General features: G+C 74.2%; 26 protein-coding genes. 12 read left to right on the top strand and 14 right to left on the bottom strand.

Annotated features, from left to right (window positions below):
* Positions 1-43 precede the first annotated feature (43 nt).
* Together HT134_RS42920 and HT134_RS42915 are read right to left on the bottom strand one after the other, a co-directional pair.
* Positions 44-931, bottom strand: coding sequence for an NmrA/HSCARG family protein (locus tag HT134_RS42920; RefSeq protein ID WP_175606253.1), 888 nt, complete (start codon positions 929-931; stop codon positions 44-46).
* Positions 932-1,067: 136 nt separating this feature from the next.
* The gene (locus HT134_RS42915) at positions 1,068-2,201 is read right to left on the bottom strand and encodes a methyltransferase (protein ID WP_175606252.1); all 1,134 of its coding nucleotides are present in this window, start codon (positions 2,199-2,201) and stop codon (positions 1,068-1,070) included.
* A gap of 423 nt (positions 2,202-2,624) precedes the next feature.
* Between HT134_RS42915 and HT134_RS45040 the strand changes: the two genes are divergently transcribed.
* Together HT134_RS45040 and HT134_RS42905 are read left to right on the top strand one after the other, a co-directional pair.
* A complete protein-coding gene (locus HT134_RS45040) occupies positions 2,625-3,062 on the top strand; it encodes a VOC family protein (protein ID WP_217709061.1) in 438 nt (145 codons plus the stop codon).
* Between the two features lie 36 nt (positions 3,063-3,098).
* Complete coding sequence (locus HT134_RS42905) at positions 3,099-3,275, top strand: hypothetical protein (protein ID WP_175606250.1); 177 nt, start codon at positions 3,099-3,101, stop codon at positions 3,273-3,275.
* A 9-nt stretch (positions 3,276-3,284) separates the two neighbouring features.
* On the opposite strand, the gene HT134_RS42900 is transcribed toward HT134_RS42905, so the two are convergent.
* On the bottom strand, positions 3,285-4,331 hold the full coding sequence (locus HT134_RS42900; RefSeq protein WP_175606249.1) for an ankyrin repeat domain-containing protein: 1,047 nt from the start codon (positions 4,329-4,331) through the stop codon (positions 3,285-3,287).
* Positions 4,332-4,417: 86 nt separating this feature from the next.
* Entirely contained in the window at positions 4,418-4,939 is a 522-nt protein-coding gene (locus tag HT134_RS42895) for a snapalysin family zinc-dependent metalloprotease (protein WP_175606248.1), read from the bottom strand.
* Positions 4,940-5,087: 148 nt separating this feature from the next.
* Here HT134_RS42895 and HT134_RS42890 point away from each other — a divergent pair, with 148 nt between their 5' ends.
* On the top strand, positions 5,088-6,032 hold the full coding sequence (locus HT134_RS42890) for a GlxA family transcriptional regulator (protein WP_312888878.1): 945 nt from the start codon (positions 5,088-5,090) through the stop codon (positions 6,030-6,032).
* A 10-nt stretch (positions 6,033-6,042) separates the two neighbouring features.
* Here the strand turns inward: HT134_RS42890 and HT134_RS42885 are convergent, their stop codons facing one another.
* From HT134_RS42885 to HT134_RS42870, 4 genes are all read right to left on the bottom strand, one after another.
* Positions 6,043-6,882, bottom strand: coding sequence for a hypothetical protein (locus HT134_RS42885; RefSeq protein WP_175606246.1), 840 nt, complete (start codon positions 6,880-6,882; stop codon positions 6,043-6,045).
* Positions 6,883-6,976: 94 nt separating this feature from the next.
* Positions 6,977-9,094, bottom strand: a complete 2,118-nt coding sequence (locus tag HT134_RS42880; RefSeq protein ID WP_312888877.1) for a sensor histidine kinase — start codon at positions 9,092-9,094, stop codon at positions 6,977-6,979.
* Positions 9,095-9,106: 12 nt separating this feature from the next.
* Positions 9,107-10,819 (bottom strand): SpoIIE family protein phosphatase, encoded by a 1,713-nt coding sequence (locus tag HT134_RS42875; protein WP_175606245.1) that lies wholly within the window; start codon positions 10,817-10,819, stop codon positions 9,107-9,109.
* Between the two features lie 143 nt (positions 10,820-10,962).
* Complete coding sequence (locus HT134_RS42870; RefSeq protein ID WP_175606244.1) at positions 10,963-11,325, bottom strand: hypothetical protein; 363 nt, start codon at positions 11,323-11,325, stop codon at positions 10,963-10,965.
* Positions 11,326-11,444: 119 nt separating this feature from the next.
* On the opposite strand from HT134_RS42870, the gene HT134_RS47965 reads away from it, so the two are divergent.
* Positions 11,445-12,011: a TetR-like C-terminal domain-containing protein gene (locus HT134_RS47965; RefSeq protein ID WP_312888886.1), complete on the top strand. Its 567-nt coding sequence runs from the start codon at positions 11,445-11,447 to the stop codon at positions 12,009-12,011.
* Positions 11,995-13,104: an alpha/beta hydrolase family protein gene (locus HT134_RS42860; RefSeq protein ID WP_175606243.1), complete on the top strand. Its 1,110-nt coding sequence runs from the start codon at positions 11,995-11,997 to the stop codon at positions 13,102-13,104. The genes HT134_RS47965 and HT134_RS42860 overlap by 17 nt, the downstream gene beginning before the upstream one ends.
* A gap of 60 nt (positions 13,105-13,164) precedes the next feature.
* Here HT134_RS42860 and HT134_RS42855 read toward each other — a convergent pair whose 3' ends face one another.
* Positions 13,165-13,761 (bottom strand): TetR/AcrR family transcriptional regulator, encoded by a 597-nt coding sequence (locus HT134_RS42855; protein WP_175606242.1) that lies wholly within the window; start codon positions 13,759-13,761, stop codon positions 13,165-13,167.
* Between the two features lie 87 nt (positions 13,762-13,848).
* On the opposite strand from HT134_RS42855, the gene HT134_RS42850 reads away from it, so the two are divergent.
* Positions 13,849-14,268 carry a VOC family protein gene (locus HT134_RS42850; protein ID WP_175606241.1) on the top strand — a complete coding sequence of 140 codons (420 nt, stop codon included), beginning with the start codon at positions 13,849-13,851 and terminating at the stop codon, positions 14,266-14,268.
* Between the two features lie 82 nt (positions 14,269-14,350).
* On the top strand, positions 14,351-15,502 hold the full coding sequence (locus tag HT134_RS42845; RefSeq protein ID WP_175606240.1) for an aminotransferase class V-fold PLP-dependent enzyme: 1,152 nt from the start codon (positions 14,351-14,353) through the stop codon (positions 15,500-15,502).
* A 24-nt stretch (positions 15,503-15,526) separates the two neighbouring features.
* Here HT134_RS42845 and bla read toward each other — a convergent pair whose 3' ends face one another.
* The 4 genes from bla to HT134_RS42825 all read right to left on the bottom strand — a co-directional run bounded on the left by bla (position 15,527) and on the right by HT134_RS42825 (position 18,961).
* Positions 15,527-16,489, bottom strand: coding sequence for a class A beta-lactamase (gene bla / locus HT134_RS42840; RefSeq protein ID WP_175606239.1), 963 nt, complete (start codon positions 16,487-16,489; stop codon positions 15,527-15,529).
* A 101-nt stretch (positions 16,490-16,590) separates the two neighbouring features.
* Entirely contained in the window at positions 16,591-17,796 is a 1,206-nt protein-coding gene (locus tag HT134_RS42835; RefSeq protein WP_175606238.1) for an MFS transporter, read from the bottom strand.
* 90 nt (positions 17,797-17,886) lie between these two features.
* Positions 17,887-18,702, bottom strand: coding sequence for an alpha/beta fold hydrolase (locus tag HT134_RS42830; protein ID WP_175606237.1), 816 nt, complete (start codon positions 18,700-18,702; stop codon positions 17,887-17,889).
* Positions 18,703-18,745: 43 nt separating this feature from the next.
* The gene (locus HT134_RS42825) at positions 18,746-18,961 is read right to left on the bottom strand and encodes a hypothetical protein (protein ID WP_175606236.1); all 216 of its coding nucleotides are present in this window, start codon (positions 18,959-18,961) and stop codon (positions 18,746-18,748) included.
* A gap of 203 nt (positions 18,962-19,164) precedes the next feature.
* Between HT134_RS42825 and HT134_RS42820 the strand changes: the two genes are divergently transcribed.
* A complete protein-coding gene (locus tag HT134_RS42820; protein ID WP_312888876.1) occupies positions 19,165-20,334 on the top strand; it encodes a glycerophosphodiester phosphodiesterase in 1,170 nt (389 codons plus the stop codon).
* A 5-nt stretch (positions 20,335-20,339) separates the two neighbouring features.
* Here the strand turns inward: HT134_RS42820 and HT134_RS45035 are convergent, their stop codons facing one another.
* Positions 20,340-20,867, bottom strand: a complete 528-nt coding sequence (locus tag HT134_RS45035) for a zinc-binding dehydrogenase (protein ID WP_217709047.1) — start codon at positions 20,865-20,867, stop codon at positions 20,340-20,342.
* On the opposite strand from HT134_RS45035, the gene HT134_RS48260 reads away from it, so the two are divergent.
* The 4 genes from HT134_RS48260 (at position 20,784) to HT134_RS42800 (ending at position 22,565) form a co-directional block, all read left to right on the top strand.
* Complete coding sequence (locus HT134_RS48260; protein WP_376768149.1) at positions 20,784-21,038, top strand: TetR-like C-terminal domain-containing protein; 255 nt, start codon at positions 20,784-20,786, stop codon at positions 21,036-21,038. The genes HT134_RS45035 and HT134_RS48260 overlap by 84 nt on opposite strands.
* Entirely contained in the window at positions 21,035-21,157 is a 123-nt protein-coding gene (locus HT134_RS48345; RefSeq protein WP_376768148.1) for a TetR-like C-terminal domain-containing protein, read from the top strand. Before HT134_RS48260 ends, HT134_RS48345 begins: the two co-directional genes overlap by 4 nt.
* A 54-nt stretch (positions 21,158-21,211) precedes the next feature.
* Complete coding sequence (locus tag HT134_RS42805) at positions 21,212-22,150, top strand: hypothetical protein (RefSeq protein WP_175606235.1); 939 nt, start codon at positions 21,212-21,214, stop codon at positions 22,148-22,150.
* Positions 22,151-22,250: 100 nt separating this feature from the next.
* Positions 22,251-22,565, top strand: coding sequence for a hypothetical protein (locus HT134_RS42800; RefSeq protein ID WP_175606234.1), 315 nt, complete (start codon positions 22,251-22,253; stop codon positions 22,563-22,565).
* The last annotated feature ends 81 nt before the right edge of the window (positions 22,566-22,646 follow it).

The raw sequence follows: 22,646 nt of genomic DNA, 5'->3' as shown, positions 1-22,646 counted from the left end.
GCCGTGGGCGGGGCGGCGGGGTGAGCGCCGGCGTGGCGTCCGGTCACGCCGGCAGGGCGTCCAGTTGTGCGAGGAGCCGTGCCTTGCCCGAGCGCTCCAGCCAGGTGCGGAAGTCCGTCAGGCCGGGGTGGATCTCGCGTAGGGGCGCGAGGTCGGTGTCGTAGTACGTCTCGCCGGCCCAGGTGAAGACCTTCGCCGCCTCGGGGCTGTGCTCCCACAGCAGGTCGAGCGGGATCCGCGTGTGCGGGACGGCGCGGCCGGCCGCCGTGCTGAGGGCGGCGGCGATCAGCGGGGTGGTCAGCCGGTCGCCGGTGATCTCCAGAGCCCGGCCCAGGTAGGCGTCCGGCCGCGCGAACGCCAGCGCGGCGAACGCCCCGATGTCGTCGACGGCGATGAGCTGCATGACCAGGTCGTCGTGCCACGGGACGTTGAGGGACCCGTTCTGGAAGAACCGGGCCGGGCTGGTGAAGTCCTCCATGAACCCGGCGGGGCGCAGGATCGTCGCGGGCACCCCGAGGTGGCGGATGTGCTCCTCGATCCGCCACTTGTCGACGGGGCCCCAGCCCTGCTCCACGTAGAAGCGGTTCTGGCTCTCGGCGCCGCCGACCGAGGAGTACACCAGGTGCCGTACACCGGCGGCCGCGGCGGCGTCTGCGACGTTGACGCCCCGGGCGACCTCGTCGTCGCCGGCGGGCTGGACGCTGTAGACGCCGTACGCGCCGCGCGCGGCGGCGTCGAGGGAGGCGCGGTCGCCGAGGTCGCCGCGGACGACTTCGGCGCCGGCGGCGGCGAGCGCGCGGGCCGCGGGCGTGGTGTCGTCGCGGACCAGGGCGCGCACCCGCCAGCCGGCGGTCAGCAGGTGGCGGGCAGTCGCGCCGCCCTGGTTGCCGGTGGCGCCGGTGACGAGGACGGTCTTGTCGTGCGTGTTCATGGGGCGTGCTCCTGTCTCGGTGGCGGTGCGCGCTGTCGAGAAGCGACCATATGACGATTTTCGAAAATCAGTCAACTGCATGCCAGCGAGTTGACCAAATGTGCGATCTCGTCAGATGATGTGCGGAGGCGTGCCGTCATGCCGGGGTCAGCCGCCAGAGGGAGGTGACCTCCGCGCTCCTCGCGGCGTGGAGCGGATCGGCGGCGTCCCTCGCCCGCGGGTGCCGGGGCCGCGTGTCGATCCTGCCGGCCACGCGCAGGCCGGCCGCCGCGATGGCGGCCCGCAGGTCGCGCCGCGTCCGCAGCCCGAGGCGCTCGGCCAGGTCCGACAGCACGAGCCAGCCCTCCCCGCCCGGCCGCAGGTGACCGGCGAGCCCGCCGAGGAAGTCGCGCAGCATGGCGCCGTCCTGGTCGTAGACGCCCTGGTCGAGGACCGAGGCCGGCCGGGCCGGAAGCCACGGGGGGTTGCACACGACGAGGTCGGCGCGCCCGTCGGGGTACAGAGCCGGGCCGGTGACCTCCACCTGTCCGGCCAGGCCCAGCCGGCGGACGTTGTCGCGGGCGCAGGCCAGCGCGCGGGGACTGATGTCGGTCGCCACGACGCGGCCGATGCCGCGGCGGGCCAGGACGGCCGCGAGCACCCCGGTGCCCGTGCCGAGGTCGAACGCCGTGCGCGCACCGGTCCGGGACCCGGCCGGCGCGGGCAGCGGGGCCCGCGCGACCAGGTCGACGTACTCTCCGCGGACCGGCGAGAAGACCCCGTAGTGCGGATGGATCCGGGCGCCGAGGGCGGGGACCGGGACGCCCTTCCTGCGCCACTCGTGCGCGCCGATCACGCCCAGGAGTTCCCTGAGGGGGACGAGCGTCGGCTCGCGCGGCGTCCCGTACGCCTCCGCGCAGGCGAGCCGCACGTCCGGGGCCCTGCGCAGGTTCAGGGAGTGGTCGTCCTCCAGGAGCACGAGCAGCCGGCCCAGCAGGCGGGCCCGGCGGCCGCGCGCCCGGCGGTGCAGGTGGAAGGTCTCGGCGGGGCTGTCACCCGTGCCGGGAGGTACGCGGTCGAGACGCCGGCCCATCGCCTGCAGCAGGTGGCGTCCGTTGTGGAAGTCGCCCCGCCACAGCAGGGCGGCGCCCTCGCGGGCCAGGCGGCAGGCGGTGTCCGCCTTGGTGCGGTCGTCGGCGACGACCACCCGGGCGGGGGGCGGCGTCGCGCTCTCGGAATGCCAGCGGGCGGATCGGGGCGTGCCGGATTCGGTCCAGTGGACGGTGGCCACCAGATGCTCCTCGTGGTCGGGCGTGCGGACGGGGCACGAGGCGCACGTCGACGAGGAGCGGGCCGCAGGCGCCCGTGCCGTGGCACGGACGCGGAGGAAAGGGCAGGAAGGGCTACCGCTCCCGCGTCGAAGCGCGCGAGGAGCGGTCGCCGAGAACCATGCCGAGTGTCACGGGGTCAGCCCTTTCCGAAGCCGGACCCCAAGGCTCGCACAGCCCGGGGCCACCGGCAAACCCGGGACCCGACCCGTCACCCCGGACAGGCGCCGCCTCGTCCCCCGCCCGCGTCCGGTGATCGCCCGTGCCGCTCCTGGACTTCGGGGCAGAAGGGCGCGAAGGTGGGAGGTAGGCCCCCCGTGACAGGACAGCAGCCCGGCGGCGCGCCCGCCCGCCGGCACCGGACGGGAGGAGCCGGCACCGTGGACATGAGACTCGAGGTCGTCGTGGTCCCGGTGGCCGACGTGGACCGCTCCAAGGACTTCTACAAGGCGCTCGGGTGGCGCGAGGACGCCGACGTGGGCGGCCGCGACGGCTTCCGGGTGGTGCAGCTGACCCCGCCCGGCTCGGCCTGCTCGCTCATCTTCGGCGCCGGGATCACCTCGGCCGTCCCCGGCTCGGCGCAGGGCCTGTACCTGGTCGTCGACGACATCGACGCGGCGCGGGCCGAGCTCGTCGAGCGCGGGGCCGAGGTCAGCGAGGTGTTCCACGACGCCGGCGGGGTGTTCCACCACGCGGGTACCGACGAACGGGTCCCCGGCCCCGCGCCGGAGCGCCAGAGCTACGGCTCCTTCGCCTCGTTCAGCGACCCCGACGGCAACGGCTGGCTGCTCCAGGAGGTCACCACCCGCCTGCCGGGCCGGTGACCCCGAGCGGCCGTTCCACCCGGGAGGAGAAGTGAGATGACGGTGACTTTCGAGTCCGCGGCCGAGCTGGCCGACGCCCTGCGCCGCGCGGAGGCCGCGCACGGCCGGCACGAGCAGGAGCTCGGGCACCCGGACCCGGACTGGCCGGGCTGGTACGCGCAGTACCTGCTCGACGAGCAGAGCGGCGACACCGACCCGGCGGCGAGCGGGTGAGGCGGGCGGCTACGAAGACGTCTCCTCAGGGGTCCAGTCCGCGTAGGTGACCAGTTCCGCTCCGGCGTCGTACAGCAGCCGGAGGCATGCGTACACCTCCGGGGCATCGGTCTCCGACCTGCTGAGGGTCATGCTGAAGACGATGTCCGCGGGACTGTAACCGTCGGCGGCCAGGATCGTGTGCCGCGCTCCGTGAGCCAGCAGCAGCCTGACCATGTCCAGCGGCGACAGGTCCGCGCCGCCGGCGTCTGCGCCGATGCCGGTCAAGCTCTCCAGAACCGCGTGCAGAGGAGTGGTGCCCGCACTGCTGCAGCAGGTCACGGGATCGACTGTCGTCCTGCTGCCGCGGTAGGTCTGGAAGTACGTCGCCCAGACGTGGTTGTCGTCGACGTCGATGGCGTCGGTGAGCGGCGCGTCGGGGTCGGCTCCGGCGTCCAGCAGGATCCGCGCGGTCTCCACCGAGCCGGCGAACACGGCCAGGTGGAGCGGCGTGAGGCCGGATCGCTCCAGCGCCCCCGTGCCGGCACCACTGTCCAGAGCCGTTCGTACGGCGTCCGCGTCGCCCCATGCGCACGCACGTCCGAACTCGATGGCGGCGGTCGACCGTCTGAGGCCGAGGAGCCTGTGGGAGAGCCAGACCTCTGTGGGCACGGGCTGGCCGCCCTCGTGGTCGACGCGGTAGGTCGACGGGTTGGTGCCCGTCGCCGCCTCGGCCAGGTCGACGAGCAGGAACCACTGTCCGTCGTCGTGGCCGACGGTGTACCAGGCGCGGTCCTCGGCCACGAGGCCAGGCTCCGTTTCCGCGCCTTCTCCACCGGAGTAGAGGACGACCTCCCACTCGAAGCCGTCGTCCGTGCGCAGGCGTTCTTCCGTGGGCCAGACCACGGCCAGCAGCGCCTGGACGGACGGAGGCACGGGATACTCGCCCGCGGGCGTGGCCACGCTCCATTCCCGGGGTTCGAAGTCCTCGGGGACGTGGCCGTTCAGCCGCCTGAGCTGGCCGAGAACGTCCGGATGCAGGTATTCGGCCGGGGCCCCGGGACGGTGCGCCATCATCCGCCTCTCACGTGGAAGATCGATTCGTCGCGACCGTACCAGCGGGCGATGACAACAACCGCGGGCGAAGCCCCGGCCGGTGGCGCTCAGCGGTCCACGTGCACCTGGCCGAACTCGACCAGCGGGGCGGCACCGGCGAAGTTGCGGTCCACCTCGGCCCGCTCGGCCGCGCTCGGGTTCGCGTTCGTGCAGCTCACCGGGGCGCTGGAGCCGGACATCAGGTCCGAGCACAGGCCGGTGCGCCGGTCGGGGAGGCCGAGGATGTGGCCGATCTCGTGGGCGGCGATGCGCACCGCGTTGTAGCCCTGCGAGGTGGCCTGCCGGCCCATCCAGATGGTGCCCCGGCCCAGGCTCGTGGGCAGGGTGCGCGGCCAGCCGTTGTCCGCCGTGACGACGAAGTGGGCGGGCGTGCCGGCCACCAGCCGGACGTTGCCGACGCCGGCGTTCCAGATCTGCGCGGCCTGGTCCACCGCGGCCCGGAACTCGGCCGACCGGCCGGCGTCGTACCGGAGGACCTGGACCAGGGCCGCGGCCTGCGCGGGCGAGGTGGCCAGCAGGAACGCGACGGTGAGAACGAGAGAGAGCGCGAGACGGAGGGGTCTTGGCATCGTGTCTCCTCGGACAGTGGGGGGTGCTGTCACGGTAGGCGCGACGACGTCGCCCGGGGACAAGCCAGTTTCCCTCTATCGCGATGCTATGGATCAGCCGGCCGGGCGCGATGCGCGGCGACGGCCCGGTCCGGCGTACGCTGCGCTGGTGCACACGGTGGCGGTCCTGGCGCTGGAGCGGACGGTGGTCTTCGACATGGCGGTGCCGGTCGAGGTGTTCGGCCGGGTGCGCCTGCCGGGCGGGCGCCGCCCGTACCGGCTGCGGGTGTGCGGGACGGAACCGCGGGTGCCGACCGAGACCTTCACCATCCACGCCTCCCACGGGCTGGAGGCCCTCGCCGACGCCGACACGATCATCGTGCCGGGCTGCGAGATCGACGGGCCGCCGCCGCTCGACGCCCTGGAGGCGCTGCGCGACGCGGCCGCCCGCGGCGCCCGCATCGCCTCCATCTGCGGCGGCGCCTTCATCCTCGCGGCCACCGGCCTGCTGGACGGCCTGGCCGCGACCACGCACTGGCTGGCCGCGCCGCGGCTCGCACGCCTGTTCCCGAAGGTGGAGGTGCGTCCCGACGTGCTGTACGTCGACAACGGGCAGTTCCTCACCTCGGCGGGGGCGTCGGCGGGACTGGACCTGTGCCTGCACATGGTCCGCCGCGACCTCGGCTCGGCCGTGGCCGCCGACGCCGCCCGGATGGCCGTCACGCCTTTGGAGCGCGAGGGCGGCCAGGCCCAGTACATCGTGCACGAGCAGCCGCCGCTGCCGCGCGGCTCACTGCTCGAACCGACGCTGGCGTGGATGGAGGAGCACCTGGCCGACGATCTCACCCTGGAGGTGATGGCCGCCCGCTGCGGCATGAGCGCGCGCACGTTCAGCCGCCGCTTCCGCGAGCAGACCGGCGCCACGCCCCTGCAGTGGCTGCTGCGCGCCCGGGTCAGGCGGGCGCAGTACCTGCTGGAGCACACCGACCACGCCGTGGAGCGGATCGCCGCCCAGGCCGGCTTCGGGTCCGCGACTGCCTTCCGCGAACGTTTCCGGCGCGTCACCGGCACGACCCCGAAGGCGTACCGCGCCGCCTTCCGCGGCACCCGCTGAGCGCGCCCCGTCAGGACGCCGGCGGTCCGGCGGGAGCAGCACCGGAAGGCACGGGCTCGGGCCGGGCCGGCCGGGGGCGCGGGTCGGCGAGCTCGTGGGCGGTGCGGGTCAGCCAGATCACCATCAGGGTGCTGGTGGCCCCCGGGGCGTAGGCGTAGACGCCCGCCACGTCGGCGAGCAGGGCGCCCGCCGCCCCGCCGACGATCGGCGCCACCATGCCGGCGACGCCGTACCGGAACGTGGCCCGCCGCCAGCGGCCGTCGCCGCGCTGCGCCCGCAGGATCAGCGCCAGCCAGAGAAGGCCCGCCAGGGCGCAGAACGCGGACAGCGCGCGGGGCACCGGAATGCCGGCGACGTCGAGCACCTCCAAGGCGGCGGCGCCTCCGTAACCCAGCAGGCCCATGGCCCGCGCGAACCCGGCAGGCTCCAGGCTGCCTCCCAGCACCGGCTGGAACAGCACCACGGAGGTCGCCGTCACGAGGGCGAGGAGCACCTGCGCCCACCACGGCCACGACGGCAGGACGAGGGCGAGCGGCGTGGCCGCCGCGCTCACGTACAGCACCTGCCGCAGCAGCCTCGTGTCGCGGTCGAGCTCGGGCGGCGGCCCCGCCAGCGGGCCGCGCAGGCCCTGCCACAGCGCCCACCCCCATGCCGCGCCGGCCAGGAGAGGGACGAGCACGTCCGGCCACGTCACCGTGGCCCCCTCGGCCGGCCCGACGAACAGGGTCAACCACCACAACGGGCCCAGTTCGCCGGTGGCCGGCGCGGCCACGGCGGCGACCACGACGGCGACGGCGTACACACCGGTGACGAGCAGGGCGGCGACGCCCGAACGATAACGACGGAGCACGTGACACTTCCCGGGGGGTGAAGGAGGGGAACGCACTCACCCTAGCGATCATGCGCGGCTCGTCAGGACCGGTCGCCCTTGCCGTCCCTTCTGATCACGGCCGGCGCCGGCCTCCGGCGAGCGGCAGCGTGACCTCCACCCGCGTCCCCTCGCCGGGAGCGCCGCTCACGACGCAGACGCCGCCGAGCTCCGCGGCGCGTTCGCGCATGGAGCCCAGGCCCACCCCCGCGCTGTACGCGGCGGGCAGCCCCCTGCCGTCGTCGCCGACCACGAGCCGCAGCGCCGACGCCTCGCGCCGCAGGACGACGCGGGCCCGGGACGCCTCGGCGTGCTTGCGGACGTTGGTGAGGGCCTCCTGCACGATCCGGTAGACCGCGACCTCGACGGCGGCCGGCAGATCCTCCAGCGAGCCCTCCACCCGCACCTCGACCCGCACGTCCGCCGGCGTCTCGGCCCGCACGTCGACCGGCGCTTCGGCCCGCGCCTCGACCGGCGTCTCGGCCGCGACGCCCGGCGGCGGCCGGCCGGCCAGCTCGCGCACCGCCCCGGCCAGGCCCAGCTCGTCGAGCGCGGGCGGGCGCAGGCCGTGGACGAGCTCGCGGATGTCGTCGGTGACGGCGCTCATCCCGGCGTGCATCCGCCGCAGCAGCTCGTCGGCCGACTCCGGGGACCCCGGCAGGCTCCGCCGCGCCATGGTGATGGTCATGGCCATGGCCGACAGGGTCTGGCCGAGCCCGTCGTGCAGGTCGCGGCGCAGGCGGCGGCGCTCCTCCTCCCGGGTGGTCACGATCCGCTCGCGGGAGCGCTGCAGGTCGGCCGCCATCCGGACCGCGTGGGCGACGTCGGCGGCGTACGGAGCGAGCGTGGCCAGCACGCGCTCGTTGTGCGCGGCCGGGAAGCGGCGCGCCCCCGGAGGGCCCACCAGCAGCCGGCCCACCCGCTGCCCGTGCCACACCAGCGGCACCTCGCGGGGCTCGCGGCCGACGCTGCCGCTCTCGACGTGGCGCGGCTCGCCGCCGGCCACCTCGACGGCCACGCCCTCGACCGCCAGGCCGTCGCGCAGCACGCTCACCACCGAGGTCAGGGCGCGGGCCGGGTCGCCGCGGCGCACCGCGTGCACGAGACGCCCGGCCAGCACGCCGGGGTCGCCGACGGCGCCGTACAGCATGCGGTCCACCGCCCGCTGGAGCAGGCGCCGCAGCGGCTGGAAGAACAGCCCGGCGAACAGCGCGGCCGCCACGCCCGCCATCTCGTCGTAGCCGGACACCACCAGCCCGGACAGCCCGCCGACGCCGAAGTACACCGCGCTGACCACGGCCACCAGGCCGGCCGCCACGAACGCGCGGCTGATCACGGTGTCGATGCCGAACAGCCGGTAGCGCATCACCGAGATCGCCACCGCCACCGGCACGAGCGCCGCCCAGGCGATCGCCGTCCACAGCAGGCCGGGGGTGAGCATCGACAGGGCCAGGAACACGACGTACCCGGTGAACGCCAGCAGCGGCCAGCCGATCTGCCGCCGCCCGACCGGGCCGGCCCGCCGCATCCGCACCGCCAGCGACAGCGCGGCCAGCGCCATCGCGACGTAGAGACCCGTCACCGAGACCGCCGTGACCGCGCCGAGGTACGGGGCCAGCGCGGGCACCTGCAGCGGGTTGGGGATCACGGCGCGGTACGGGACGGTGGAGGGATCCGGGGCGGGCCGCAGCAGCAGGCGCAGCAGGTAGAGCACGAGGACGGCGGCGACCAGCCAGGCGACGGGCCGCCACCGCCGGGACGGCAGGCGGCCGTCGGGGGAGTACAGCGGCAGCAGCATGGCGAGCATCGCCCCGCACACCGCCCAGCCGACCTGCCCCGGCAGGCGCGCGTAACCCGCCTGCACGAGGTGCCCGCCGGCGGCCAGCCGGTACGACAGGGCCAGCGCGAAGTCGCTGACCCCGCCGGCCAGCCCGCCCGCGCACATCAGCCACGCCATGTTCAGGCGCGGCCGGTGGAAGACCAGGAACGCGCCGACGGCGGGGAAGGTCAGGGCGGCGGCCGACTGCGGGGAGAAGGTGACCGAGGGGTACCAGGGAGCAGGCACGCCCGCGTGGATCACCATGGCCGCGACGGTCAGCAGCGCGGACAGCACCGCCGTCGCCACGGCACCGGCCCGTGGCAGCGCGCTCCGCGCCCGCCCGGGGTCCTCAGCAGTCGCGGAAGACTCAGCCACCTCGCCCTGCCTTCAGGGGAGGTCCGGGATGCGCACCGTGAGCAGGGCGACGTCGTCGTCGTTGTCGGCGGGGCGGACGCGGTCGATGAGCACGTCGCCCAGCGAGCCGACGGGCCGCTGGGCGAGCGAGGCGGCGTACCGGCTCAGCCGGGCCATCCCCTCGTCCAGCGACCGGGTGGGCGACTCGATCAGGCCGTCGGTGTAGAGCACCAGCGTGGACAGGGGCGGCAGGTCGAGCGCGGCGTCGGTGCGGACGGTGGGGATGCCGGTGCCCAGGAGGAGGCCGTGTCCCTCCTCCAGGAAGCGGGTGCGTCCGTCCCGTTCGACCAGCAGCGGCGGCGGGTGCCCCGCGTTGGTCCAGAGCAGCCGCCATCCCTCGCCCTCGCGATGCTCCAGCCGGGCCAGGACGGCGGTGGCCATCGTGGTCTCCGCCATGCGGGCCACCGCCCAGTCGAGCCGGTCGACGATGACGCTGGGCGCCTCCTGGCCCGCGCCGGCGTAGGCGCGCAGCATGTTGCAGACCTGCGCCATGCCGGCCGCCGCGTCCAGGTCGTGGCCGACCACGTCGCCGATCACCAGGGCGGTGGCGCCGTCGGGCAGGACGAAGGAGTCGTACCAGTCGCCGCCGACCTGGGAGGCGCGGGGCGCGGGCCGGTAGGAGGCGCTCATCCGCAGGCCGGGCACCGTCGGCAGCTGGGGGAGCAGGTGGCGCTGCATGGTCTCGGCGACCCGCCGTTGCCGCTCGTACAGGCGGGCGTTGTCCAGCGCCAGACCGGCCCGCCGGGCGATGTCCTCCACCAGCAGCAGGTCGGCGGTGGTGAACGCGGCCGGCTGCCGGGAACGTCCGACCGTCAGGGCGCCGACCACCTCCCGCACGCCGCGGATCGGCGCGATGCACGCCGAGTGCATGCCCGTCACCCGGAACAGCTCCTGCTGGATGACCGCGATGCCCGAGTCGGGCGGCCCCTGGTAGGTCTCCGGGCTCACGAGCGTGGCGGTGACTCCGCGCAGCGCCCGCGACAGCGGCATCGGCGACTCCTGCGGGACCGGCGGCATCGGCCCCTCCAGGTCGTCCCGGTAGATCAGCAGACCGCCCTGGTGGTGCGCGACGGTGGCGCGCGACACCCCGCCCTCCTCGGTGAGCAGGTCGATCACCGCCCAGTCGCCGAGCAGCGGCAGGACCAGGCGCACGAGCTGACGCAGCGTCTCCTCGACGTCCAGGCTGGAGGTGAGCGTCGCGGTGGTCTCCGCGAGCAGGGCCAGCCGGTCGAGCTGCGTCATCGAGGCCGTGACGCCGGGCGCCTCGTGCGGGGGCGGCGTGGAGGAGAGGAGCTCGTGGAAGAGCACCAGCGCCCCCATGCCGCCCGTGTCGAGCCGGCAGGGGGTGACCATCCAGGCGACCCGCATCAGCAGGCCGTCACCGCACTCGAACCATTCGCCCTCGCCCTGGGCGCTGCCGCCGGAGATGAGGGGCTGGCGCATCGCGCAGCGGCTGCGCGGCAGGGGCTCGCCGTACTTGCCCCGGTGCAGCAGGTCGTGGGCGTCGCGGCCCAGCAGGTCGGCGGCGGGGCGCTTGAGCAGCCGTTCGGCCTGGTCGCTGACCTGCACGATCATCCCGCGGTCGTCCACCAGGTACGCCCCGGCGTCGGAGAGGTCGGGCAGCCGGCGCAGGCGCCTGCCCTCCGCCGTTCTCGACGGCGCGGCGTCGTCGGATGGCACGTTCATGGACGCCGCTCCTTCCCTTGCCGCCGGTGACCGTATCGCCACTGGCAGCCTAGAGGAACGCGGCATATGCCCGGCCAACGTGGTCGGCCGGGGACATGGAGCGGCCCCGGCCGCCGGGCGGCCGGGGCCGGGTGGGCCGGAGGTCAGTCGGCGCAGATGGCGAAGACGCTGATGCCGACGTCGCTGTAGCCGTCCTGGCGGCCGAGGGCGATCCAGCCGCGGCCGTCATCGGTGGGGAACGACCCGACCAGGATCGCCCTGTTGCCGCGGGCCTCGGCGCCGCCGCCGAGGACCTTCTTGCTGCCGGGGCAGTAGAGCGTGCGGCGCTGGAAGTTGGGGACGTTGGCGTTGGGCAGGGTGACGAGCTGGTAGCCGGGTGGCAGAGCCGATGGGCGGGCGGCCGCCGCGACCGGTGCCGATGACGGGCTGGCCATGGCGGTCGTCGTCAGGCACGCCCCCGCCGCGAGGACGGTGAGGGGGAGGGCCAGGAACCACTTCGACTGCATCGTTCTCCTTCTGTCCTGTCCCCTGACGGCCACGACCCCGGACAGCGCGGCACGCCGGCGAATGCGCGCACCAGGGGTGATGAAGTGATCGCAGGGGGCAAAGGGCTGACACGTCGAGTATCGGTTCTGTCACTCTCTGTGTCCATGCGTATCTGTGTTCGGGTATACCTTGTACACCGTCGTCGGTTTACGCTGTACACCATGAAGCCGACATCGGAACGCATCGCCGATGCCGCGCGCGACATCCTCGTCCGCGAAGGCGCCCCCGCTGTGACCATGAGGCGGTCCGCCGGCTCGGGGAGACCTGGGGGCGGCGCGCCGAGGGCGCCGACTGGGAGAGCCGGGTCTTCGCGCTGCTGGCGGACTTCCTGGACTTCGCCCTGGGCAGCCCGCACCTCTACACGTTCCTGATGACCGAGCCCAGGGAGCGGACCCGGCGCTTTCCCGGTGACTTCGCCGGCGGCGCCTCTCCCGCGTTCACCCACCTGGTGGTGCTGGTCGAGGAGGGCATGCGGAGCGGGCGGCTGCGCGGCGACGACCCGCTGGAGGTGACCCTCGCGCTCACCGCGGCGGTCCAGGGGCTGGTCCAGCTCCACCTGGGCGGGCGGATCGGCCTGGCCGAGGAGGAGTTCCGGGAGCTGTGCCGCAGGACGGTGAGGAGGGTCCTCGATGGCCTCCTGGCTTAGGCGCGCGTCGGCCGCCCTCGCGGTGCTGCTGGCCGCGGGGACCGGCTACGGCGCCTGGTACGGCAGCGAGCAGGCCGTCGGCGTCGTCCACTACGGGCAGCACAACGCCATGGTGCTGGCCTCCCGGACCGGCGAGGTCACCCTCGCCGACACCGCCGAGACGCGCGAACCCGGCGTGTACTGGCTCGAATGGAGCGGGTCGTCCACCATGCTCGGCGCGGTGACCGGGCGCCGCGGCGGCCGGGTGACGCGCGCGGTGCTGCGCGGCCCGCTGCCGTCGGCGGGCACCCCCGGCTGGTTCGGCAGCGTCCCGCCCGGCGATCCCCGGGTGGCCTGGGGCGTGGACTTCTCACAGGTCGAGGTCGCCACCGAGCTCGGCCCCGCCCCCGCCTGGTACGTGCCCGGACGCGGCACCACCTGGGTCGTCGCGGTGCACGGGCAGAACGGCAGGCGCAGGGCCGAGCTGAAGGTCCTGCCGGTGGTGCGCGAGCTCGGCCTGGCGTTCCTGGTCATCTCCTACCGCAACGACGAGGGCGCCCCGCGCTCCCCGGACGGACTGATCCACCTGGGCGCCGACGAGTGGCGCGACCTGGAGGCGTCCGTACGGGCGGCCCTGGGCATGGGGGCCGAGCGTTTCGTCCTGTACGGCACCTCCATGGGCGGGGCGGTCATCGGCCAGTTCCTGACGCACTCGTCGCTGGCCGGGACGGTGGAGCGGGTGGTGCTGGACGCGCCCATGATCGACGCCGGCATGACGAACGAGCAGGGCGCGCGCAAGCACGGCATGCCGCCGTTCTTCGGGGGGCTGGTGAGCCGCGTCGTCGCGTGGCGCACCGGCGTGGACCTCGAACGGCTCAGCCTCATCCGCCACCCGCCCGCGGTCCGGCCGCCGACGCTGCTGCTGCACACCGTCGGCGACGCCGACCACCCCATCGGCGAGGCCCGCGGCCTGGCCGCGGCGGCGGCGCGCGCCGGGTGGGACGTCCGGCTGGAGGAGTTCCCGGACGGCGGGCACACCGAGGCGTGGAACACCGACCGGTTCCGCTACGAGCGGCTGGTACGCGCCTTCCTGTCGAGCCCCGCGAACCCGTGACCGCCCGCGCCCGCGGCTCACCGCAGCCCCGGGAGCGCCGGGGGCGTCAGAAGCCGGTCATCAGCCCTCGGCGGCGCGCAGGGCCTGGAGCATCCGCGACAGCGCCTCCCAGGTGTCGTCGAGGTCGTCCGGGCCGGTGGACCCGGCCAGCCACAGGGCGGCCTCGTTCATGGCCCCGGACAGCAGGTGGGTGAGCGGCTCGATCGGCCGGTCCGCGATCACTCCCCGCTCGGCGAGGGTGGCGAGCGCCTCGGCGAGGTGGCGCGCCGAGGCGGCCTCGTCCATCGCCCGCCATTCGCTCCATCCCAGGACGGCGGGCCCGTCGATGAGCATGATGCGCTGGACGCCGGGGGCGGTGCTGGCGGTGAGGAACGCCCGGCACCCGGTCGTCAGCTGCTCCCACGGATCGTCCCGGGTCGCCGCCGTGCCGGCCACCTCGCGGGCGACCTCCTGCTGCACCTCCCGCAGCACCGCGCGGAAGAGGTCGGCCTTGCCGGCGAAGTGGTGGTACAGGGCGCCCTTGGTGACTCCGGCGGCCCGGACGATCTCGGCCAGGCCGACCGCGCCGTAGCCGTGGGCGGCGAACAGCCGCCGTCCCTCGCGCAGCAGGGCCCGCCTGGTCTGCTCGCGCTGGAGGGCCCTGGTCCCCTCGGTCATCGCGCCTTCCTCTCCCGTTGACATACCGATGGTACGTCAATACGGTACCTTCGCATACCGTCGGTATGTGAAAACAGGGAGACGAGCGTGATCCTGACCAGCTTCTATCCGGTCATCGGCACCGAGCGGGTGGCCGAGTCCCGGGACTTCTACACCCGGCTGTTCGGGTTCGAGATCACCTTCGAGGCCGACTGGTACGTGAGCCTGCGACGGCCGGGGGAGCGGGCGTACGAGCTGGCGCTGCTCGACCACGCCCACCCGACAGTGCCGGAGGGATACCGGCGGCCCGTGCGCGGGCTGCTGCTCAACTTCGAGGTCGAGGACGTCGACGCCGAGTGGGAACGGCTCGTCCTGCGCGAAGGCCTGCGGCCCGAGCTCGGGCTGCGCAGCGAGGACTTCGGGCAGCGGCACTTCATCGTGGCCGACCCCAACGGCGTCCTGATCGACGTCATCACCCCCATCCCGCCGTCCGGCGCCTACGCCGGTCAGTACGTCCCTGCCGGGTGAGGCGCCGTCGGCGCCAAGTGGACACCCTGTCCGGTCCGCTGCTACGCTCAACCGGACAGGGTGTCCACTTATGGAGGTCGCCATGCCCCCTCTGGCCCGTCAGCACTTCCCCACCACGCGCTCGTGGGCGTACCTCAACCACGCCGGAATCTGCCCGCTGCCCCAACCCGCCGTGGACGCCATGCTGCGCCGTGCCCAGGAGGCGTCGGTCGACGGCGAGTTCACCTACGAACAGCACAAGAGCGACAACGAGCGGATCCGCGCCCTGGGCGCGCGCCTGATGGGCGTGCCCGCCGACGACGTCGCCTTCATCAAGAACACCACCGAGGGCCTGGGGTTCGTCGCCAACGGCCTGTCGTGGTCGCCCGGCGACCGGGTCGTCATCCCCGACGGCGAGTTCCCGTCGACCCTCTATCCCTGGCTCGCCCTTCAGGATCAGGGTGTGCGGATCGACCGGGTCGCTCCCGCCGGGCCCGGCGGGGCGCTGCCGGTCGAGGCGTTCGAACGGGTCATCCGCCAGGGGCCGCCGCCGAAGGTGGTCGTCACGAGCTGGGTGCAGTTCGGCACGGGCTGGCGGGTCGAACTGCCCGCGCTGGCCGAGGTGTGCGCCGACGTCGGCGCCCTGCTGTGCGCGGACGTCATCCAGGGGCTCGGCGTCGTCCCGGCCGACCTCGACCGCTGGGGCGTGGACTTCGCCATGGCCGACGGCCACAAGTGGCTCCTGGGTCCCACCGGCAGCGGCCTGCTGTACGTGCGCGGCCGGCACCTCGACCGGCTGCGGCCCCTGGAGCCCGGATGGAACGCCGTGCGGCATCGGGAGGACTGGGACAACCCCCACCTGGTCTACGACCCCACCGCCCGCCGTCTCGAGGGGGGCATGCCGATCATGTCCGGCATCGCGGCGCTGGGCGCGTCGCTCGGCCTGCTGCTCGAAGCGGGCGTCGAGGCCGTGTGGCGGCACGTCGACGCGCTGTGCGAGCACGCCTGCGAGGGCCTGACCAAGGCGGGAGCCGTCATCCTCAGCGACCGCTCCGCGGCGGCCAGGTCGGGTATCGTCAGCTTCTCGCTCGACGGCCTGGACGCGCCCGCGGCGGCGCTGGAGCTGCGGATGCGCGGCATCGCCTGCTCGGCCCGCTCCGGCGCCCTGCGCATCTCGCCCCACGGCTACAACACGTTCGAGGAGATCGACCGGCTGGTCGCCGAGGTGCGCCGGCTGGCCGGAAGCCCTCGGTGACGGGGCGGGCCCGCACGGCCCGCCTCAGAGCTTGCCGAGCCCCCGGGCCAGGACCGTGGCGGTCTTGGCGATGGTCTTCTCGTCGATGGGCAGGCCGGGGGTGCGGTTGGTGTAGACGGCCATCACGATCGGGGCCGCGTCCTTGCCGGGCCAGATGACGGCGATGGCGTTGCCGCCGCCGAACCCGTCGGAGTTGGTGCCGGTCCGGTCGCCGATCGTCCACGTCTTGGGCAGGCCGGCCCGGATGCGGTTGGCGCCGGTCTTGTTGGCCAGCAGCCAGTCGACGAACTGCTTGCGGTCCTCGCGGTGCAGGGCGTCGCCGAGCGCGAGCACCCGCAGGTCGGCGGCGATGGCCGCGGGCGTGGTGGTGTCGCGCCTGTCCTTGGGGGTCCAGTCGTTGAGCGCGGGGTGCCAGCGGTCCATGCGCGAGAGCGGGTCCTTCAGCGAGCGGAAGTACGCGGTCAGGCCGGCGGGCCCGCCGATCTGCTTGAGCAGCAGATTGGAGGCGGTGCCGTCGCTGACGCTGGTGGCCGCCGCGCAGAGCTGGGCGACGGTCAGGCCGTCCGCGACGTGCTTCTCGGTGATCGGCGAGCCGGGCGTCAGGTCGTCGGCGGTCCACGTGACGAGCTTGCCCATCAGGCCGGGCTCGGAGGTGCGGGCCTTGTGCAGCACGGCTGCGCACAGCGGCGCCTTGAACGTGGACAGCAACGCGAAGCGTTCGTTCGCCCGGTAGGCGAGCGTCCTGCCCGTGGCCGTGTCCACCGCGTACGCGCCGATGCGGCCCTGGAAGGCCGACTCCAGCGCGCGCAGCTCCTTGCGTACCTGGGCCTCGCCCGGAACCGCCACGGCGGCGGCCGGCACGGCGGTCGCGGCGGCGGCCGTGCCGGGCGTGCCGCCCGACAGGAGGGAGATCGCCAGAGCGGCCGCGGGCAGCGCTGCGGCGGCGCGGCCGAGGCGGCGCAGCTGCGGGAACGCGGGACGTCGCATGTCACTTCCTCTGCTGATGATCGGTCAGAGGGCAGGAGCAAAACAGATGCGATCAGGAGATGTCCAATACCAGTATCGAACCCGAATCCATATCGGTTCTTTTATCGCCGCTGGTCGGCGGGCTGTTCTTCGACCCGGCTGACGGCCGCGGCGGACACCGTGCCGAGCGCCGCGAGAGCGAACAGGGCGGCGGAGGCGGCACCGGCGTCGAACAGCCGCCCGACCAGCAGACCGCCCGCGAACGCCACCGTCCCCGCCAGGAAGTTGACCACGCCGATGGCCGCGCCCACCCGCTCCCGCGGAGCGCGGCCGGCGATCGTGTGGAAGGTCCCCGTCTGCGTCAGCCCCGTGCCGAGCCCGTTGAGCACGGCCGCGGCCACCAGCACGACCCCCTGCCGCTCCGCCGCGAAAGGCAGCGCGGCCACCAGCGGATAGCCGAGACCCGCGCAGAGCAGCCCGGCGCGCAGCACCCAGGGCCGCCCTCCTCGCCCGCGCCGGGACAGGAACGGCTGCACACCGGCGGCGCCGGCCGCCCCCACGCAGAAGAACAACGTGGCCTGACCGGAGTCCGCGACGCTGAGCGGCACCACGGTCGTGACCTGGGTGGCGAGCAGCGTGCTCGGCGCGGCGACGGCGGCGAAGCGCAGGAACGCCCGGTCGCGGACGACGTCCGCCACGCCCCGCACCAGCGCGCGGGGATCGACCGGCCCGGCGGGGCGGACGGCCCGGGGCAGCAGGCCGAACAGCAGGGCCGCGACCGCCCACGCGCCCGCGGCCACGGCGGCCAGCAGCCCGAACCCTCCCGCCAGCAGCGCCAGCCCCGCCGGAGGACCCGCGACCGCCGCGATCTGACCGGACACCACGTAGCTCCCGAAGCCTCCGGACCTGCGCGCGGGCGGCAGCCGGGCCAGGAGCGACTGGGCGCACGGGTGCAGCAGAGCCCCGCCCACGGCGAGCGCCATGGCCGAGCCCAGCAGCGTCCCCAGGTCGTCGGCCACCGCGAGCAGGCCGAAGGCGACCGTCCTCAGCCCGCAGGCCAGCATTCCGGCCCGCCGTGGCCCGATCCGGTCCACCAGCGGACCGAACGGCAGGAACAACGCGCACTGCACCGCAACCCGCAGGCCGAGCACCAGCGCGATCGTCCCCGCGGGCAGGCCCACGCCGTCCCGCAGATGAGCCACCAGGTGCGCCATCACCGCGTAGTAGCCGAGCGCGGCGGCCAGCTGCATGCACACCACGACCGCGACCACACGGCGCCCCGGGTCGGTCTCCGCGTCGGGGGACGTGGACGTACGGAGCAAGGTCACCAGCCGGGGGAGAGGGAGTCCCCCGATGATAGCCGTCACCGATCTCCCGCTGACCGCTCCGCGCGCGGACGGCGTCGCCCGCGGGGCCGCTCACCTGCCGGCGAGCCAGGCGCGGAGCTCGTCCATGAGCGCGACGGGCGCGTCGTGGTGCATCAGGTGGCCGGCGTCCTCGATCAGCGAGAGCTCGGCGCCGGGGATCAGGCTCCGCAGCCGCCGGGCGACCTCGACGGGGATCCAGGCGTCGCGGGTGCCCCAGAGGATCCGCACCGGGATGCCGACGCGGCCGAGGAGGCGCTCGTTCTCCTCGAGGAAGCGCTCGTCGTAGCCGGCGATCTGCCGGTAGAAGGCGGGCTGGCCGTCATCGCCGGTCCACGGCCGCACGAGGGCGTCGAGGTCGTCGTCGCGCAGGCCGCGATGGCTCGCGCCCTGGATGTACGCCCGCACGATCGCGGCGTGGATGTAGCCCGGCAGCCCGCCCAGGACGTCCGGGTGCTCCTGGACGAACCTGAAGAACGGCGAACCGCTGGGCGGGATGGCGACGACGTCGACGAGCATGAGCGAGGCGTAGCCGACGCCCAGGCTCAGGTGCGCGCGCAGGGACACGGCGCCGCCGAAGTCGTGGGCGACCACGTGCGGCCGCTCCAGCCCCCAGTGGCCGAGCAGGGCCGCGAAGGCGTCGGCCTGCGCGCCGAAGTCCACCGGGTGCCCGGCGTGCTTGGAGGAGCGGCCGTAGCCGGGCATGTCCCACAGGTGGACGGTGAAGTCGCGGCTCAACGCCTCGGCGAACGGCTGCCACAGCAGCGACGAGAACGGCGTGCCGTGGCAGAACACCACGGGCGGTCCGGTGCCCGCCCGTCCCCAGGCGATCCGCCTTCCCCTCCATGCGAAACGTTCCGTGAGTTCCATGCCCGACCTCGCTGGTGACGCCTGCCTCGTGGTCGCGCGGGGATCAGGAGGTGCCCGCCGGGACCGCGCGGCGGTGGGCCCCCGAGGTGGCGGCGGCCGCCTCCTGAGGCCGGGGCTCGTGCTCGGCGGTGGAGCACTTCCCCTGGCAGAAGCCATGGGCGACGATCAGCCGCGCGCGGGCGGGCGTGTAGGCGGTCGGGTCCGCGGCGGCGATCACGCCCTGGCACTTCGGGCAGATGAGCGACTGATCGGCTGTCATGAGAGCCCTCCACGAGCCGGTGCGAGTGATGAACGCAGACACCTATCCCGGAAGGCGACTTTCACACCTCCGGCATCGCCAGAACGCGCTAGTCACCGCAAATTCGGCCATTATTGGGCCGGAGCTTGGTTTCGGTCCTTACCATAATCGCCGCGGTGATCACCGGTGAGAGTCTCCGGTGCCGACACCGCAGGGAGCTTCACGTGCGTAAGATCGCAGCCACGCCCCTCGCCGTCCTCGTCCCCCTCGCCGCCGCACCCGCCGCCGCGGCCTCGGCCGAGCCCGCGCCCACGGCCGCGGCCGACCGGTCCAAGGTCGTCGTCGTCGGCCACCGCGGCGCGGCGGGCCACCGCCCCGAGCACACCAGGGGCGGGTACGAGCTGGCCGTGGCCATGGGCGCCGACTGGATCGAGCCCGACCTGGTGCCGACCAAGGACCACGTGCTGGTCGTCCGGCACGAGAACGAGATCTCCGGCACCACCGACGTGTCGCTGCGCCCCGAGTTCGCCGCCCGCAGGACCACCAAGGTCGTCGACGGGCGCGACGTGACCGGGTGGTTCACCGAGGACTTCACGCTGGCGGAGCTGAAGACGCTGCGGGCGGTCGAGCGGCTGCCCGCGATCCGCCAGCGCAACACCGTCTACAACGGCTCCTACCAGGTGCTCACCTTCCAGGAGGTGCTCGACCTGGCCAAGCGGCTGTCCCGCCGGTACGGCAGGCAGGTCGGCGTCTTCCCCGAGACCAAGCACCCCACCTACTTCAGGTCGATCGGGCTGCCGCTGGAGGAGCCGCTGATCGAGACCGTCAAGCGCAACGGGCTCGACCGGCCGGACAGCCCGGTGGTGGTCCAGTCGTTCGAGCCGTCCAGCCTGAAGCGGGTGGCCAAGGAGCTGCGCGTGCCGCTGTGGCAGGCGCTGGGCACCAGCGGCCGGCCGTACGACCTGACCGCGGCCGGCGACCCGACGACGTACGCGGACATGATGAGGCCCGAGGGGCTGGCGAAGATCGCCACCTACGCCCAGTGGATCGGGCCGGACAAGTCGTCGGCCATCCCGGTCGGCCCGGACGGCGGCTGGGGCGCCCCGACGACGCTCGTGTCCGACGCGCACAAGGCCGGGCTGAAGATCGGCGTGTACACCTTCCGCAGCGAGAACCAGTACCTGCCGCTGCAACTGCGCCGCGGCCAGGCGCCGACCGACCACGGTGACGCGCTCGCGGAGTACCGCGCCCACCTGGACCTGGGCGTGGACGCCTTCGTCACCGACTACCCCGACGCCGCCGTCCTGGCCAGGGCCGAGCGCGGCGGCGCGCCGCGCGGGCCGGTGCAGCCCCGGCAGTTCGACAACGGCCTGCCGGAGGAGGGCCGGGAGTAGGCGCCCTACGGCGTGAGGACGACCTTCCCGGCCACCGTGCCGGACTCGGCCAGCCGCATGGCGCCGGCGACGCGGGCGAGCGGCAGCTCGGCGGCGATCCGGGCGGTCACGTCGCCGCGCCGGAGCGCCGCGAAGACCTGGGTGAGGTCGGCGCGCAGCCGCGCGCGGAACGCGTTCTTCGCCAGGGCCCGCCCCGCCCAGATGTTGAAGAAGTACGCGCGGCGGCGGTTGGGCAGCGCGTTCCACAGCCACACCCGCAGCAGCAGCTTGAGCACGGGCCACTGCTTGGACCCCTCGTCGTCCCGGGTGGAGGCGCTGCCGTAGGAGACGAGCGTGCCGCCGGGCGCGCCGGCCGCGACGAGCTGATCACCGAGCTGATCAGGGACGCGTACCGCAGCCTCGCCGACGCCTTCCGCGCCGCCTCCGCCCCCGGTCCCGACGTCGCCGCGCTGGCCCGCGCCCTGCGCCGCTGGGCGCTCGACGACCCCCAGCGCTACTTCCTCGTCTACGGCACGCCCGTCCCCGGCTACCACGCCCCCGACGACATCACCGCGATCGCGTCCGAGATCATGGCGACCTGCTCGACGCCTGCGCCGCGCTGCCCTCCGGCCGCCCCGCGACGCCGTTCGACGCCCACCTCCAGGACCACCGGCGGTGGGCGGGCGGCCACCCCGCCCCGCCCGCCGCCCTGCGCCGGGCCATGACGTTCTGGACCCGGCTGCACGGCGCCCTGTCCCTGGAGCTCGCCGGTCATTTCAGCGGGATGGGCTTCGACCCGGAGCTGCTGTTCGAGGCCGAACTGGACGACCTGCTGGCGCCCTGAGCCCGCCCCGGCGTTCCACGGAACATCCGGAACGTCTCGTTCGTCCTTCGAGATGTGACGAGCTCCCCAGATCTCGACGAGCGGCTGCGCGAGGCGGCCGCCCGCGCGCACCGGGCCGGCCACCTGCGGCGGCTGCGCGAGGCCACGGCGGACCAGATCCGGCAGGCCCGGGACACCCTGGCACAGCTCGAACAGCGGCTGGCCGAGGAGGAGCACGACGTCTCCCGCCTGGAAGGCGGGCTGTCCGCCGCGCTGGCCCGCCTGCTGGGCCACCGCGAGGAGCGGCTGGCCCGCGAGCGCGCCGAGGCGGCCGCCGCCGCCCGGCGGGTCGAGGGCCATCGCGCCCGCCTGGCCCAGCTCGAGGCGGACGCCCGCGCGGCCGAGGCCGAGCTGGCGGAGCTGGCGAGCGCCCCTGAGGAGTACGCGCGCCTGCTGGCCGAGAAGGAGCGGCTGCTCATCGGCGGCGGTGACGCCCGCGCCAGGGAGTTGGCCGACATCGACGCCGCCCTGCGCCGCGTCGCGGCGGACACGCGCGAGCACACCGAGGCCCGCCACGCCGGACGGGCCGCGCAGGACGCGCTCGGCGACGTGCTGCGCCACCTCACCTCGGCCCGGCGCGCCTCCACCTGGGACCTGTTCGGCGGCGGCCTGATCGCCGACGGCATCGAGCACGATCGGCTGCGCACCGCCGACCAGGCCGCCTGGCACGCTCAGCGCGCCCTGGACGTCTTCTCCCGGGAGCTGGCCGACGTCGGCCTCGCCGTGCGCCCCCGCCTGCCCGAGGTCGACACCCGATGGTTCGTCGACACGTTCTTCGACAACGTCATCACCGACGCGATCAAGCATCAGCGCATCGAGAGCACCCGGGCCGAGGTCGAGCGGACGGCCCGATGGGTCCACGACACGAGCACCCTCATGAATGACCGCTGCGCCCAGCTGCTGGCCGAGCGCGAGCGGCTGCTGGCCCGGCGCGAGCGCCTGCTTCGCGACTGAGCCCGGCGGGGTCCGGCCTCCGGCGCCGCTCGACTGGTCCGGCGAAGACTTCTCCACCCCACTTGTGAAGATCGCCGCAGATGGTTGATCATGGACCCTCGTGACGAAAAAGATCCTTTCCAGCGTCGCCGGTATCGCTCTGGGGGCCGCCGCCCTCATCGGCGGCACCGCGTCCCCCGCGGCCGCGATCAGCGGCTGCACCAAGACCGGGAGCACCGCCCACTCGGTGAGCGTCAAGTGCACCAGCGGGCTCGAGACCTACTTCCGGGTCTACGGCTACTTCTGCTCCACCTCCAGCTGTCAGTACATCTCGGGCGGCCTGGCCTACAAGGGCGGTACGAGCACGGCCACCAGCAGCGCCTACTACAGCGGCAAGTGGTACGTGAAGGGCTGCTACGTGACCGACGGCTGCTGAGCCACCGGGGGCCTGGACTCCGCGCGGGGTCCAGGCCCCCGCTTGTCTCCTTCCACTTCATCGGGCGGCGTCCTTCCCGGG

It is taken from the genome of Nonomuraea rhodomycinica (genome assembly GCF_013363995.1).
GTDB lineage: Bacteria > Actinomycetota > Actinomycetes > Streptosporangiales > Streptosporangiaceae > Nonomuraea > Nonomuraea rhodomycinica.
Note: the sequence above shows the minus strand (reverse complement) of the source record. Positions and strands in the feature narration are given on the sequence as shown.

Excerpts from the sequence above, each read along its gene's own strand:
- HT134_RS42920 (WP_175606253.1), bottom strand. The coding sequence starts at position 931 with ATGAACACGCACGACAAGACCGTCCTCGTCACCGGCGCCACCGGCAAC.
- HT134_RS45040 (WP_217709061.1), top strand. The coding sequence starts at position 2,625 with ATGAGACTCGAGGTCGTCGTGGTCCCGGTGGCCGACGTGGACCGCTCC.
- HT134_RS42905 (WP_175606250.1), top strand. The coding sequence starts at position 3,099 with ATGACGGTGACTTTCGAGTCCGCGGCCGAGCTGGCCGACGCCCTGCGC.
- HT134_RS42900 (WP_175606249.1), bottom strand. The coding sequence starts at position 4,331 with ATGATGGCGCACCGTCCCGGGGCCCCGGCCGAATACCTGCATCCGGAC.
- HT134_RS42895 (WP_175606248.1), bottom strand. The coding sequence starts at position 4,939 with ATGCCAAGACCCCTCCGTCTCGCGCTCTCTCTCGTTCTCACCGTCGCG.
- HT134_RS42875 (WP_175606245.1), bottom strand. The coding sequence starts at position 10,819 with ATGAACGTGCCATCCGACGACGCCGCGCCGTCGAGAACGGCGGAGGGC.
- HT134_RS42870 (WP_175606244.1), bottom strand. The coding sequence starts at position 11,325 with ATGCAGTCGAAGTGGTTCCTGGCCCTCCCCCTCACCGTCCTCGCGGCG.
- HT134_RS42860 (WP_175606243.1), top strand. The coding sequence starts at position 11,995 with ATGGCCTCCTGGCTTAGGCGCGCGTCGGCCGCCCTCGCGGTGCTGCTG.
- HT134_RS42855 (WP_175606242.1), bottom strand. The coding sequence starts at position 13,761 with ATGACCGAGGGGACCAGGGCCCTCCAGCGCGAGCAGACCAGGCGGGCC.
- HT134_RS42845 (WP_175606240.1), top strand. The coding sequence starts at position 14,351 with ATGCCCCCTCTGGCCCGTCAGCACTTCCCCACCACGCGCTCGTGGGCG.
- bla (WP_175606239.1), bottom strand. The coding sequence starts at position 16,489 with ATGCGACGTCCCGCGTTCCCGCAGCTGCGCCGCCTCGGCCGCGCCGCC.
- HT134_RS42830 (WP_175606237.1), bottom strand. The coding sequence starts at position 18,702 with ATGGAACTCACGGAACGTTTCGCATGGAGGGGAAGGCGGATCGCCTGG.
- HT134_RS42825 (WP_175606236.1), bottom strand. The coding sequence starts at position 18,961 with ATGACAGCCGATCAGTCGCTCATCTGCCCGAAGTGCCAGGGCGTGATC.
- HT134_RS48345 (WP_376768148.1), top strand. The coding sequence starts at position 21,035 with ATGACGTTCTGGACCCGGCTGCACGGCGCCCTGTCCCTGGAGCTCGCC.